This window comes from Bradyrhizobium sp. 1 (assembly GCF_023073315.1).
GTDB lineage: Bacteria > Pseudomonadota > Alphaproteobacteria > Rhizobiales > Xanthobacteraceae > Bradyrhizobium.
Map to the genome: position 1 here is coordinate 146,494 of NZ_JADPJH010000018.1, position 12,256 is coordinate 158,749.

The window sequence follows — 12,256 nt, forward strand, 5'->3', positions numbered from 1 at the left end:
GCCCTGAGTTTAAGGGCGTGGATGTCCGGGACAAGCCCGGCATGACGGAGAGTGCAGCTTACCGCACCGTCGCGAAGAACTTGCGGACATCCCGCACGAACAGCTCCGGCTGCTCGAATGCGGCGAAATGGCCGCCCTTCTCCATCTCGCTCCAATGCGTGATGCGGGAAAAATTCGGCTCCATCCAGCGCCGCACCGGCGTGATGATCTCCTTGGGGAACACCGCGACTCCGGCCGGCACGGTGACCTTAGGCGTGGTCCGGCGCTTGCCAAAGCTTTCCCAATAGAGCCGCGCCGACGAGGTCGCTGTCTCCGTCGCCCAATAGAGCATGACGTTGTCGAGCAACTCGTCCCTGGTGAAGATATTCTCGGGATGGCCGTTGCAATCGGTCCAGGCCCAGAACTTTTCCAAAATCCACGCCGCCTGCCCGCTCGGCGAATCCGTCAGGCCGTAGCCGAGCGTCTGCGGCCGTGTCGATTGCTGTTTTGAGTAGCCGGAGTCGAGATCGACATAATGCTTGAGGCCGGCGAGTGCGCGCTTCTCCTCGGCCGTCGGCTCGCCCTCGACCTTCGGCGCCGAATTGAAGGCGAGCGTGATGTGGATGCCAGCGCAATGCTGCGGATCTTGCCCGCCGAGCGATGTCGTCACCGCCGAGCCCCAGTCGCCGCCTTGCGCGCCGTAACGCGCGTAGCCAAGCCGGTCCATCAGCTTCGCCCAGGTCGCGGCGATGCGGTCGACGCCCCAACCGGTGGTCTTTGGCTTGGCGGAGAAGCCGAAGCCCGGCAGCGAGGGACAGATCACGTGAAACGCATCCGCGGGATCGCCGCCATGCGCGGCGGGATCGACCAGTGGCGCGATCACCTTCTGGAATTCCACGATCGAGCCGGGCCAGCCATGCGTGATGATCAGCGGCAGCGCGTTTGGCTCTTTCGAGCGCGCATGGATGAAGTGAATGTCGAGCCCGTCGATCTCGGTGGTGAACTGCTCGAAGCGATTGAGCTTGGCCTCACGGGCGCGCCAGTCGTAGCCATCAGCCCAGTAGGCGCAGACCTCCCGGATCCATTTCAGCGGCGCGCCCTGGCTCCAGTCGTCGACCAGCTCCGCCTCCGGCCAGCGCGTGCGCGCCAGCCGCGATTTGAGGTCGGTGAGGATGTCGTCGCTGATGGCGATGCGAAACGGTTTGATCGCGGTCATCGGTTGCCTCCCGATTGTTTTTGCTGGGAGAGAGTAGACCGGATTGCAGCAGCAACAAAGGTGCCACCCTCCCTTGGAGGGTAAGAAGCTAGCCCGACAGCGCCGCTTTCACCAAACCGCTGGCCTTGCCGAAATCCATCTGTCCCGCGTACTTCGCGCGCAACACCGCGATCACCTTGCCCATGTCCTTCATGCCGGCGGCGCCGGTCTCGGCGACGGCGTCTGCGATCGCCTTCTTGACCTCGTCGTCCGCCATCTGCTTCGGCAGATAGGCCGAGATGATCGCGATCTCCTCACGCTCCTGCGCTGCGAGCTCGGCGCGGCCGCCCTTGTCGTAGAGCTCGACCGATTCCTGACGCTGCTTGATCATCTTCTGAAACACGCCGAGCAGATCGGCATCGCTCAGCGGCGGCTTGCCACTGCCGCGCGCCTCGATGTCGGCGTTCTTGATGGTCGAGTTGACCATACGCAGCGTGGAGAGCTTGCGCTCCTCCTTGGCCTTCATGGCCTCCTTGACCGCATTGTTGATGTCGTCGCGCAACATGATCGCAATCCCTTCGAATATCCGACGCCTGATCTAGGCCGTTCGCGGCCCTGAGACAACCGGGGTTGCCAGCCATTCGACCAGTGCCCGCACTGTCGCCTCAGGCTGCTCCGGCTGCGGCAAATGTCCACAACGCTCCAGAATCACCAGCTTCGCGCCGGCGATGCCCTCCGCCATTTCCTTGGAGAACGCATTGGGAATCGTGTTGTCCTGATCGCCGGTCAGCACCAGCGTCGGGCATTTGATCGTGGCCAGCGTCGGCCGCGAATCCACTCGCGCGATGATCGCGGTCTGCTGCCGAAGATAGCCTTCGACACCGACGTCCTCGCCCTGCTCATGCACGAGTTGGCGGATCGACGCGTCATCGCGGCGCGAGGGATGCACCAGCTCGGGAAACATCTCCTCGCGCGCTACGCAAAGCTCGCCGCGTTTCGCCCGTTCCATCAGGCCGCGGCGGCGCGCGGTCGCCTCCGGCGTATCGGGCCGGGCCTGGGTGTTGATCAGCGCGAGCTTCAAAACCCGCTTGGGCGCCTGACGCATGATCTCGAGCGCGATGTAGCCGCCCATGGAATGGCCGGCGAGCGCCAACCGCGGCGGCGCCTCGCTCAGCACCCGCCGGGCGATCGCCGCCATACTGTCATCGCGGATATGGTTGGCGACCATGACCGGGCCGAACCGCCACAGCGCCGGGATGACAGGGGCATAGATCCGGGCCGAGGAGGCCAGCCCCGGAACCAGCAGAATCGGGGTGGTCTGGTCCATTATTGCCTCGCAAGTCCAGGAAATTGCCGGAAATTGTGCCGCCAAGCTGAAGTGCCCGAGGCGACCTGTCAAATATGCAAAAACGCATGTGAATCCGCGCTTCTCCGCTTTGACGGCAGCGCCCGCGGGGACTATGAACCGGGCTTATGACACAATCCGAAAACGATACCGCCTGGCCGGACCATAAACCGACCGCGCTCCTCGTGCTCGCCGATGGCACGGTGCTCGAAGGCTTTGGTCTCGGCGCCGAAGGCCACGCCGTCGGTGAGGTCTGCTTCAACACCGCGATGACCGGCTATGAAGAGATCCTCACCGATCCCTCCTATGCCGGCCAGCTCATCACCTTCACCTTCCCGCATATCGGCAATGTCGGTACCAACGAGGAAGACATCGAGACGGTGAACATGGCCGCGACACCCGGCGCACGCGGCGTGATCCTGCGCACCGCGATCACCGATCCCTCGAACTACCGCGCCACCAAGCATCTCGACGCCTGGCTGAAGGCCCGCGGCATCATCGGCCTGTCCGGCATCGATACCCGCGCACTGACCGCGCTGATCCGCAGCAAGGGCATGCCCAATGCGGTGATCGTGCATTCCAAGACCGGCGAGTTCGATCTGCATGGCCTCAAGGAAGAGGCACGCGAATGGCCGGGCCTCGAGGGCATGGACCTCGTGCCGATGGTCACCTCCGGCCAGCGCTTCACCTGGGACGAGACGCCCTGGCTCTGGGAAAAGGGTTTCGGCCGGCAGGAGAATCCTGAATTCAACGTCGTCGCCATCGACTACGGCATCAAGCGCAACATTTTGCGCCTGCTCGCCGGCGTCGGCTGCAAGGTGACGGTGGTGCCGGCGACGACCTCATCCGAAGACATTCTGGCGATGAAGCCCGACGGCGTGTTCCTGTCGAACGGCCCCGGCGATCCGGCCGCGACCGGCAAATACGCGGTGCCTGTGATCCAGGACGTCATCAAGTCGGGCACGCCGACCTTCGGGATTTGTCTGGGCCACCAGATGCTCGGCCTCGCTGTCGGCGCCAAGACCAAGAAGATGCATCAGGGCCATCACGGCGCCAATCATCCCGTCAAGGACGAGACCACCGGCAAGGTCGAGATCACCTCGATGAACCACGGCTTTGCGGTGGACGAGAACACGCTGCCGAAGGGCGCAACGCAGACCCACATCTCGCTGTTCGACGGCTCCAATTGCGGCATTCGGCTCGACGGCAAGCCGGTGTTCTCGGTGCAGTATCATCCCGAGGCCTCGCCGGGCCCGCGCGACTCGCACTATCTGTTCCAGCGCTTTGCCGATTTGATGCGGCAGAAGAAGAGGGCGTAAGGGCTACCGCTCTTGCCACTGCTGTCATGACAAAAGCCCGGGCCTGGTCTCGGGCTTATTCGTCAAAGGAACGCTGCCTGACGCCCTTCCTTGAACCCTGCTACGCTCACGCAGGAGCCCACCATGTCTGTCGTCCGCGACAATGCCGAGCCGCTCGCCATCGTGTTTGAGGATGACGGGCTTGTGCCCAATAACATCCTCCCTTTCCTGGTCTACCAGGGCGCGATGCAGCTCGATCCGAAGCGCCCCGAGGAAACCATCGAAAATCTGTTCGAGGAGAATAGCTGGGGCGGCACGTGGCGGAACGGCGTCTATGACTATCTGCATTATCACGCGACGGTGCATGAGGTGCTCGGCGTTGCGCGTGGCGGTGCGCGCGTCCGCTTCGGCGGCGATCACGGCCAGGAGCTGGAGATCAAAGCCGGCGACGTCGCGATTCTCCCGGCCGGCACCGGACACCAATGCATCATGGCCAGCGCCGATTTCTGCGTGATCGGCGCCTATCCGCCCGGCGCGAAGATGGAGGTCACCCGCGCCACGCCGGAGAACCACGCGAAGGCGCTGAAGACGATTCCAAAGGTCGCGCTGCCGCCGTCCGATCCCGTGACCGGCAAAAGCGGTGCGTTGATGCGGCTGTGGCGGTAGCCAAGACACGAACGTCGTAGGGTGGGTTAGCGAAGCGTAACCACCACTGTCTATCTCCGCGGAAGCAGAAGAGGTGGGTTACGCTACGCTAACCCACCCTACGCGATAGCCTACGCCTCGTTGCCGCCTTCCTGGCGGGTGGCTTCGAACAGGAACCACGTCCGGCGCTCGGTCTCATCGATGAAGTTTTCCAGGATACTGGCGCTGGCGACGTCGCCGGCCTTGTCGCAGACCTCGTGCGCTTTGCGCATCGCGGCCGTGACGTGCTTGTTGTCCTGCATCAGCTCGCGCAGCATCTCGCGCGGCGGGACGTAATCCTCGTTGTTGTCCTTGATGGTCTGGAGCTTTGCGACCTGGCCGATCGACTTCAGCGTCGTGCCGCCGATCTTGCGGACGCGCTCGGCGAGCTGGTCGGTGGTGGCGAAGATCTGGTCCGACTGCTCGTCGAGCAGCAGGTGGTAGTCGCGGAAATGCCGGCCGCTGATGTGCCAGTGGAAATTCTTGGTCTTCAGATACAGCGCAAATGCATCGGCCAGAAGCACGTTGAGCGCCTCGGAGACCTTCTTGACCCCATCTGGCTGCAGATCGGTGGGGGTGTCGAGATCGGGCGAGACCTTATTGTTGGTTTTGCTCACGGGAGACCTTCCTGTTAGGACGCGGACATTGACGGCGCGCCGTCGCACCCTTAACGCAAGGCGGGCAGCGCGGTTCCTAGATAGGAACCGCTGGGCGGGATACCATGGACGATTGGATCGATTATTACGACTCCACGCATACGATCTATGTCAGCAAGCTGCATCGCGATTTGCACTTCCAGATCATCGCGCGGGACATCATCGGCTACATCTCCTCGCCCGAGGCGACGGTGCTGGACTATGCCTGCGGCGAGGCGCTGTCGGCGAGCCAGGTGGCATCGGCCTGCGGCAAGCTGATCCTCGCCGAGCCCGCCCCCGGCGTGCGCGGCCGGCTGATCGCGCGGTTCGCGCCGAACACGAAAATCCGCGTCCGCTCACTCGACGACGTCCGCAAGATGCAGGACCAGTCGATCGACCTCGTCGTCATGAACTCGGTGGCGCAATACATGACGCCGGCGGAACTCGATGCCGCCCTGCTCAACATCCGCCGCCTCCTGACGCCGTCCGGCAAGCTGGTGCTCGGAGATATTCTGCAGCCTGATGTCGGCATGGGCCGCGACGTGATGGCGCTGCTCAGCTTCGGCCTGCGTCACGGCTTCCTGAAAGATGCACTGATCGGGCTGATCAGCACTGCGTTGTCGGACTACCGTCATCTGCGCACGCGGATCGGACTGCAGCGCTACAGCGAGGACGAGATCGTCGCAAAACTCACCGCGGCCGGCTTCGCGGCCCAGCGCGCCCACACCAATATCGGCCATAATCGGTGGCGCATGACCTTTATCGCGCGGCCCCCGCTGGTGCGTTAAGCATAACAATTAGCTGAGGTGGCTTGTCGCACCTCGATCGGCAATGATCGGCGCGGCCCGGTGGCGGAAGCGTCTACGCGAGAGCAGTGCATCGCTCTTCATCCTGGTTCAAATCCAGGCCGGGTCTCCACGCTTCGCCCTGTCGGGCTACGCGTGGCGCAGCCACGCTAGACCGGCAGAGCGAAGCGTGTCCGGCGTAGCTGGAGCGAAGCGCAAGCGAAGACGGACTGCCCGCCCCACGCCTCAATCCGCTTCGACCACTTCACATTCAGATAGCAGCTGAAGCCGGTCGGCATCCTTTGCCGCTGAGCTGAGGACTGCGTCGAGCAGGCCCGGAAAGCGCGTGTCCAGATCCTCGCGGCGTAGCCGCATGAAGCGATTGGTGCCGGCCACGCGCGTCTGCATGACGCCGCATTCGCGCAGTTTTGCGAAGTGATAGGTCAGGTTGGACTTGCCGCTGAGGCCATTGAAGTCGCCGCAGCAGAGTTCGCTGCTGACACGTTCCTGCTGGGCCAGCTGGTACACGATCGCCAACCGGATCGGATCGCTCAGACAATCTAGAACCAGCGGCAGCTCGATCTGCTCGCGGGTGGGGTGGGGAGGTGTGCGGCTCATGACGGCTGGAATCATAGCGAAGCGGCCGTAATGTTCAATAGTTCTTGAACCAATTGACTCCTTTGTCTGCGCATTCAATAGTTCAATAAACGTTGAACATAGGGATTTTGTCTGATGAGCGTGTTCTGGCTGGCCCTGGCGGCCTTCGCGATCGGCACGGAAAGCTTTGTCATTGCAGGGCTTTTGCCCTCGATCGCCGCTGACCTTTCGATTTCCGTCCCGGCCGCCGGGCAACTCGTCACCGCCTACGCCCTCACCTATGCCGTGGGCTCGCCAATCCTGGCGGTGACGCTGAACAACATCGATCGCCGCACTGTGTTGGCGCTGGCGCTGACCACCTTCATCGCCGGCAACCTCGCGGCCATGGTGGCCTCCAACTATGCACTGCTGCTGGCCTCGCGCATGCTGATGGCGCTGGGCTCCGGGCTTTGCATGCCGACCGCGCTCGCGGTGTCCGTGGCGGTCGCCTCGCCCGAGCGGCGCGGCCGCGCGGTGGCGCTGGTCACCTCGGGCCTCACGGTTGCGACCGTCATCGGTGTTCCCCTCGGCAATCTCATCGGCAGCCTGTTCGGCTGGCGCGCGACCTTCGCTATGGTCGCCCTGATCGGCGCCGTCGCGCTGGCCGGCCTACTATTGGGCCTGCCCCGCGGCCTGCCACGGAATACGGCCTCGCTCAGCGAAAGGCTGGCGGTGGCCCGTCACAGCAATGTCTTGATCGCGCTCGTCATCACCGTCCTGTGGGCGCTCGGCGGCTTCACCGTGTTCACCTATTTCGCGGTCCCGCTGCACGGCCTGGGCTTCGATGCCTCGCAGATCAGCCTGGCGCTGCTGGTGTTCGGCGGCGCGGCCGCGATCGGGAACATGCTCGGCGGCGTCCTCGCCGACCGGCTTGGCACGCTCGCAACAGCAGCCCTCGGGCTCGCCGGCATGGCCAGCGCCTTGATCCTGCATTCGCTCGTCCTGAAGCTGATGCCCGGACAAGCCCATTACGCGCTGCTGGGCACGATCTTCCTCTGGGGCATCTCGGGCTGGGCGTTCTATCCGGCGCAGATCGCCAGCATCATCCGGATCGAACCGCAGGCCTCGATGATTGCGCTGTCGCTCAATGCCTCCTCGATGTATCTCGGCTTCGCCATCGGCGGTGCCTTAGGGGGTGCCGTGCTGGCCACCATGTCGCCAAACGACCTCGGCTGGATCGGCGGAACGAGCGTTGCGGCCTCGCTTCTGGTGCACCTCGCGCGTGGCTGGCAGGCGCGGCCAAAACCCGTCAAAATTGCCGGTTGATGGGCGTTTTTCGGGGTTTCGCCGCCCCGGTATCTGGTCTATGACCCACCCGCGCGCGAGAGGGAGACCACCGCGCTCTCGGCTCAAGGGGACGCGCGGCAAGCGCGCCCTTTTTTTGTGCCCAAATTCCACTTCGGCGAGAGTTGATGCCCAAACGTACAGACATCACCACCATCCTGATCATCGGCGCCGGCCCTATCGTGATCGGCCAGGCCTGCGAGTTCGACTATTCCGGCACCCAGGCGGTGAAGACGCTGAAGGAAGAGGGCTATCGCATCGTCCTCGTCAATTCCAATCCGGCGACCATCATGACCGATCCGGAATTGGCCGATGCGACCTATATCGAGCCGATCACGCCCGAGATCGTCGCCAAGATCATCGAGAAGGAACGTCACGTCATTCCCGGCGGCTTCGCGCTGCTGCCGACCATGGGCGGCCAGACCGCGCTGAACTGCGCACTGTCGCTGCGTCAGCAAGGCACGCTCGACAAATTTGACGTCGAGATGATCGGCGCCACCGCGGACGCGATCGACAAGGCCGAGGACCGCCAGCTGTTCCGCGAGGCCATGACCAAGATCGGGCTCGAGACGCCGAAGTCGCGGCTCGCCAACGCCTCCGCCCTGAAGAAATCCTTCCGCGACAAGCGTCAAGCTGAACGCGAAAAGCTCTCGGGCGCAGCGCTCGAAGAGCACGATCGGCAGTGGACGCTCGGCGAAAGCGACCGCCGCAAACGCTACCAGGAATATGCGCTGGGCCAGGCGCTGATGGCGCTGTCCGAGATCGGCCTGCCCGCGATCATCCGCCCCTCCTTCACCATGGGCGGCACCGGCGGCGGCATCGCCTACAACAAGGAAGAGTTCCTCGACATCATCGAGCGCGGCCTCGATGCATCTCCGACCAACGAAGTCCTGATCGAAGAATCCGTGCTCGGCTGGAAAGAGTACGAGATGGAGGTGGTGCGCGACAAGAAGGACAATTGCATCATCGTCTGCTCGATCGAGAACCTCGATCCGATGGGCGTGCACACCGGCGATTCCATCACGGTGGCGCCGGCGCTGACGCTGACCGACAAGGAATACCAGATCATGCGCGACGCCTCGCTGGCGGTGCTGCGCGAGATCGGCGTCGAGACCGGCGGTTCCAACGTGCAGTTCGGCGTCAATCCCGAAGACGGCCGCATGGTCGTCATCGAGATGAACCCGCGCGTGTCGCGCTCCTCTGCGCTGGCGTCGAAGGCGACCGGTTTTCCGATCGCCAAGGTCGCCGCCAAGCTTGCGGTCGGCTACACGCTGGACGAAATCGCCAACGACATCACCGGCGGCGCCACGCCGGCCTCGTTCGAGCCGACCATCGACTACGTCGTCACCAAGGTGCCGCGCTTCGCCTTCGAGAAATTCCCCGGCGCCTCCACCACGCTGACCACGTCGATGAAGTCGGTCGGCGAGGTCATGGCGATCGGCCGCACCTTCCAGGAAAGCCTTCAGAAGGCGCTGCGCGGGCTCGAGACCGGGCTGACCGGCCTCGACGAGATCGAGATCGAAGGGCTCGGCCAGCACGACGACAAGAATGCCGTGCGCGCCGCGCTCGGCACGCCGACGCCAAACCGTCTGCTGCAAGTCGCGCAGGCCATGCGGCTCGGCTGGTCGAACGAAGAGATCTTCAACTCCTGCAAGATCGACCCGTGGTTCCTCAGCGAGATGCGCGGCATCGTCGACATGGAGGAGAAGGTCCGCAAGAATGGCCTGCCGGGCAATGCCTTCGGCATGCGCACGCTCAAGGCCATGGGCTTCTCCGACGCGCGGCTTGCCGTGATCGCGCAGACGACCGAGGCCGAGGTGACGGCGAAGCGCCACGCGCTCGACGTTCGCCCGGTCTACAAGCGCATCGACACCTGCGCGGCTGAATTCGCTTCGCCCACCGCCTACATGTATTCGACCTACGAGTCGCCGTTTGCGGGTCAGGTCGCCGACGAGAGCGCGCCGTCCGACAAGAAGAAGGTCATCATTCTCGGCGGCGGCCCGAACCGCATCGGCCAGGGCATCGAGTTCGACTATTGCTGCTGTCACGCCTGCTTCGCGCTGCATGACGCCGGCTACGAATCCATCATGGTCAACTGCAACCCGGAAACGGTGTCGACCGACTACGACACCGCCGACCGGCTCTATTTCGAGCCGCTCACCGCCGAGGACGTGCTGGAGATCATCGCGAAGGAGCGCACCAACGGCACGCTGCACGGCGTGATCGTGCAGTTCGGCGGCCAGACCCCGCTGAAGCTCGCGCGTGCGCTGGAGGCCGCCGACGTGCCGATCCTCGGCACCTCGCCCGACGCGATCGATCTGGCTGAAGATCGCGACCGCTTCAAGCGCGTGCTCGACAAGCTGCGGCTGAAGCAGCCGAAGAACGGCATCGCCTATTCGGTCGAGCAGGCGCGGCTCGTCTGCGCCGATCTCGGCCTGCCGCTGGTGGTGCGCCCGTCCTACGTGCTCGGCGGCCGCGCGATGCAGATCATCCGCGAGGAGAACCAACTCAACGATTATTTGCTCGGCACGCTGCCGGAGCTGGTGCCGTCCGACGTCAAGGCGCGCTATCCGAACGACAAGACCGGGCAGATCAACACCGTGCTCGGCAAGAACCCGCTGCTGTTCGACCGCTATCTTTCTGATGCGACCGAGATCGACGTCGACTGCCTCTGCGACGGCAAGGACACCTTCATCGTCGGCATCATGGAGCATATCGAGGAAGCCGGCATCCATTCCGGCGACAGCGCCTGCTCGCTGCCGCCGCACTCCCTCGATGCCAAGATGATCGGGGAGCTGGAGCGGCAGACGCGCGAGCTCGCGCTCGGCCTCGACGTCGTCGGCCTGATGAACGTGCAGTACGCGATCAAGGACGGCGATATCTACGTGCTCGAAGTCAACCCGCGCGCCTCGCGCACGGTCCCCTTCGTCGCCAAAGTGGTCGGCACGCCGGTCGCCAAGATCGCCGCGCGCATCATGGCCGGCGAAAAGCTCGCCGACTTCAATTTGAAGAAGGCCGACCTCAAACATGTCGGCGTCAAGGAATCGGTGTTTCCGTTCGCGCGCTTCCCCGGCGTCGACACGGTGCTCGGGCCGGAGATGCGCTCGACCGGCGAGGTCATGGGCATCGATCGCTCTTTTGCCGTTGCCTTTGCCAAGAGCCAGCTCGGCGGCGGCACGCGGGTGCCGCGCAAGGGCACGGTGTTCGTCTCGGTACGCGAGAGCGACAAGGTACGAATCGCCGATGCCGTGCGCCAACTGCACTCTCTTGGCTTCAAGGTGCTGGCGACCTCGGGCACGGCGCGCTTCCTGACCGATCAGGGTATCCCGGCCGAGAAGGTGAACAAGGTGCTGGAGGGACGGCCGCATATCGTCGACGCCATCACCAATGGCGACGTCCAGCTCGTCCTCAACACCACTGAAGGCCCGCAAGCGCTCGCCGACAGCCGTTCGCTGCGTCGCGCGGCCCTCTTGCATAAAGTGCCGTATTACACCACTCTTTCCGGGGCCGTGGCGGCCGCGCAGGGCATCCGCGCCTATCTGGGCGGGGACCTTGAGGTTCGGACCCTGCAGAGCTACTTTTCGGAAACCTGATCGCTAGCGGCGGCGAAGCTTCCGCTAAGTGACTGGCAATGAAGCCACAATGGCCGGAGGAACTGTCCGGCCATGCGGTTGTTCTGTTCCGGCGCCAGACCCACATAACGCTCCGGCGGCGGCGTGTTCAGCCCTCGGAACAGACTGACGAATCAAGGCTGCCGCGCCCTGTGTTTTCGTAGGGCGCGCGCAATCGAAGAACGAGAGAAGAGATGGAAAAGGTTCCGATGACTGCGAGCGGCTTTGCCGCGCTCGGGGAAGAATTGAAGAAGCGCCAGTCCGAGGACCGCCCGCGCATCATCGAGCATATTGCAGAAGCGCGCTCGCACGGCGATCTGTCGGAGAACGCGGAATATCACGCCGCGAAGGAAGAGCAGTCCCACAATGAAGGCCGCATCGCCGAGCTCGAGGACAAGCTCGCGCGCGCCGACATCATCGACATCTCGAAGCTCTCCGGCGATACCATCAAGTTCGGCGCTACCGTGACGCTGGTCGACGAGGACACCGAGAAGAAGACGGTGTGGCAGCTCGTCGGCGAGGTCGAGGCCGACGCCAAGAAGGGCCGCATCTCCATCACCTCGCCGCTCGCCCGCGCGCTGATCGGCAAGAAGAAGGGCTCGACCGTCGAGGTCGTCGCCCCCGGCGGCGCCAAGGCGTATGAGATCACCAAGGTGGAGTGGCGGTAAGGATTTGCCGCTGCGTGTGAGGTTTTGAAAAGGCCGCGCTGAGCGCGGCTTTTTTGTTTCGGCGTGTTGCTGTGAGGTGAACACTCGCTCCCCACTCGTGTCCCGGACAAGCTGCAACGCCTCAGCGTTGCGGCGC

At 63.9% G+C, this 12,256-nt stretch carries 11 protein-coding genes; 6 read left to right on the forward strand and 5 right to left on the reverse strand.

What is annotated here, in order from left to right:
* Positions 1-58 precede the first annotated feature (58 nt).
* From IVB29_RS13070 to IVB29_RS13080, 3 genes are all read right to left on the reverse strand, one after another.
* Positions 59-1,195 carry an epoxide hydrolase family protein gene (locus IVB29_RS13070; RefSeq protein ID WP_247503785.1) on the reverse strand — a complete coding sequence of 379 codons (1,137 nt, stop codon included), beginning with the start codon at positions 1,193-1,195 and terminating at the stop codon, positions 59-61.
* Between the two features lie 88 nt (positions 1,196-1,283).
* A complete protein-coding gene (locus IVB29_RS13075) occupies positions 1,284-1,739 on the reverse strand; it encodes a GatB/YqeY domain-containing protein (RefSeq protein WP_247503786.1) in 456 nt (151 codons plus the stop codon).
* 33 nt (positions 1,740-1,772) lie between these two features.
* Positions 1,773-2,501, reverse strand: coding sequence for an alpha/beta hydrolase (locus tag IVB29_RS13080; RefSeq protein ID WP_247503787.1), 729 nt, complete (start codon positions 2,499-2,501; stop codon positions 1,773-1,775).
* A gap of 146 nt (positions 2,502-2,647) precedes the next feature.
* On the opposite strand from IVB29_RS13080, the gene carA reads away from it, so the two are divergent.
* Both carA and IVB29_RS13090 read left to right on the forward strand, forming a co-directional pair.
* The gene (gene carA / locus IVB29_RS13085; RefSeq protein ID WP_247503788.1) at positions 2,648-3,838 is read left to right on the forward strand and encodes a glutamine-hydrolyzing carbamoyl-phosphate synthase small subunit; all 1,191 of its coding nucleotides are present in this window, start codon (positions 2,648-2,650) and stop codon (positions 3,836-3,838) included.
* A 123-nt stretch (positions 3,839-3,961) separates the two neighbouring features.
* A complete protein-coding gene (locus IVB29_RS13090) occupies positions 3,962-4,483 on the forward strand; it encodes a hypothetical protein (RefSeq protein WP_247503789.1) in 522 nt (173 codons plus the stop codon).
* 110 nt (positions 4,484-4,593) lie between these two features.
* On the opposite strand, the gene IVB29_RS13095 is transcribed toward IVB29_RS13090, so the two are convergent.
* Positions 4,594-5,118, reverse strand: coding sequence for a DNA starvation/stationary phase protection protein (locus IVB29_RS13095; protein ID WP_247503790.1), 525 nt, complete (start codon positions 5,116-5,118; stop codon positions 4,594-4,596).
* Between the two features lie 104 nt (positions 5,119-5,222).
* Between IVB29_RS13095 and IVB29_RS13100 the strand changes: the two genes are divergently transcribed.
* Complete coding sequence (locus IVB29_RS13100) at positions 5,223-5,924, forward strand: class I SAM-dependent methyltransferase (RefSeq protein WP_247503791.1); 702 nt, start codon at positions 5,223-5,225, stop codon at positions 5,922-5,924.
* A 243-nt stretch (positions 5,925-6,167) separates the two neighbouring features.
* On the opposite strand, the gene IVB29_RS13105 is transcribed toward IVB29_RS13100, so the two are convergent.
* Complete coding sequence (locus tag IVB29_RS13105) at positions 6,168-6,539, reverse strand: helix-turn-helix transcriptional regulator (RefSeq protein ID WP_247503792.1); 372 nt, start codon at positions 6,537-6,539, stop codon at positions 6,168-6,170.
* A gap of 114 nt (positions 6,540-6,653) precedes the next feature.
* On the opposite strand from IVB29_RS13105, the gene IVB29_RS13110 reads away from it, so the two are divergent.
* The 3 genes from IVB29_RS13110 (at position 6,654) to greA (ending at position 12,120) form a co-directional block, all read left to right on the forward strand.
* On the forward strand, positions 6,654-7,823 hold the full coding sequence (locus IVB29_RS13110; RefSeq protein WP_247503793.1) for an MFS transporter: 1,170 nt from the start codon (positions 6,654-6,656) through the stop codon (positions 7,821-7,823).
* Positions 7,824-7,969: 146 nt separating this feature from the next.
* Positions 7,970-11,434, forward strand: coding sequence for a carbamoyl-phosphate synthase large subunit (gene carB / locus IVB29_RS13115; protein WP_247503794.1), 3,465 nt, complete (start codon positions 7,970-7,972; stop codon positions 11,432-11,434).
* A 212-nt stretch (positions 11,435-11,646) separates the two neighbouring features.
* On the forward strand, positions 11,647-12,120 hold the full coding sequence (gene greA, locus IVB29_RS13120) for a transcription elongation factor GreA (protein WP_092029605.1): 474 nt from the start codon (positions 11,647-11,649) through the stop codon (positions 12,118-12,120).
* Positions 12,121-12,256: the final 136 nt, after the last annotated feature.